Below are 1,229 nucleotides of genomic sequence, written 5' to 3'. Positions count from 1 at the left end.
CCGACTAAAGTTACGCCGTCTGGCGCGGGTTGAGCAATGGGGCCGGGCTCGGAGCCCCGGAGGGGCTTCGATTTCGGCCCCATTGCCTTGAGTTTGGCGGCGTGAGCCGCCGGGGTCTGGTATCCCAAGGCCGAGTGCGGCCTGGTGGTGTTGTAGTCGGCCACCCAGGCGGCGATGACGGCGCGGGCCTGGCCCATGCTGGTGAAGACTGTCTCGTTGAGCAGTTCATCGCGCATCCGGCCATTGAAGCTCTCGCTATAGCCGTTCTGCATCGGCTTTCCTGGGGCGATGTAGTGCCATTGTATGCAATGATCCTGCGACCATTTCAGCACGGCGTTGGAGGTCAGTTCGGTGCCGTTGTCAGAGACGATCATCCCCGGCTTTCCCCGTCTGGCGATCAGCGCCGACAGTTCCCGCGCAACCCGCACGCCCGAGATCGATGGATCGGGCACCGAGGCCAAGCACTCCCGCGTCACGTCGTCGACGACGTTGAGCACGCGGAAGCGCCGTCCGTTCTCCAACTGATCATGGACAAAATCCAGCGACCAGCGGGCGTTGGGTTTGGCCTCCACCAGGATCGGTGCGCGAGTGCCGATGGCCTTGCGTCGGGTGCGGCGCTTGCGCACCGCCAAGCCCTCCTCGCGATACAGCCGGTAGACACGGGTGATGCCGGATGGCTCCCCCTCGCGACGGAGGAAGATGAACAGCCGTCGATAGCCGAACCGGCGGCGCTCCTGGGCAATCTCTCGAAGTCGGAGGCGCAAGCCGCTGTCGTCGGGCCGAACCGACTGGTAGCGGATCATGGTACGATCCGCCGCGATCACGGCACAGGCCCGACGCTCGCTCATCTCGAATTGGCTTCGCAGATGGGCGACAGCTTCCCGCTTGGCGGCGGGCCTCACCATTTTTTTCCCAGAAGATCGCGGAGCGCGGCCTCGTTCAGCATGGATTCCGCCAGCAGCTTCTTCAGCCGGCCGTTTTCATCCTCAAGCGCCTTCAGCCGCCGGGCTTCCGACACGTCCAGGCCGCCGTACTTGGCCTTCCATTTGTAGAAAGTTGGCGAACTGATCCCGTGCTTGCGGCACAAGTCCAGTGTCTTCGCCCCGGCCTCCTGTTCCTTCAGGATGCCAATGATCTGCTCTTCCGTGAACCTGCTGCGCTTCATCTCGTCCGTCCTTGTCAGGGCCGGACTCTACTTCAGACTGGAGGAGGATTCCCACGGCAGGTCA

1 protein-coding gene is annotated in these 1,229 nt (G+C 63.5%); it reads right to left on the bottom strand.

Annotation, left to right across the window (positions count from 1 at the left end; genetic code table 11):
• Nucleotides 1–1,165 (bottom strand): IS3 family transposase gene (locus CU669_RS20910; protein WP_407671619.1). Its coding sequence is split into 2 segments (ribosomal slippage), with 1,166 coding nucleotides annotated over them: nucleotides 1–907 and nucleotides 907–1,165; the frame shifts between segments, so codons are not numbered across the junction. This gene is flagged as partial in the annotation.
• Between the last annotated feature and the right edge of the window lie 64 nt (nucleotides 1,166–1,229).

It is taken from the genome of Paramagnetospirillum kuznetsovii, assembly GCF_003284725.1.
GTDB classification, from domain to species: domain Bacteria; phylum Pseudomonadota; class Alphaproteobacteria; order Rhodospirillales; family Magnetospirillaceae; genus Phaeospirillum; species Phaeospirillum kuznetsovii.
The sequence above is the reverse complement of the archived record's forward strand: the minus strand, read 5'-3'. Positions and strand labels throughout refer to the sequence as shown.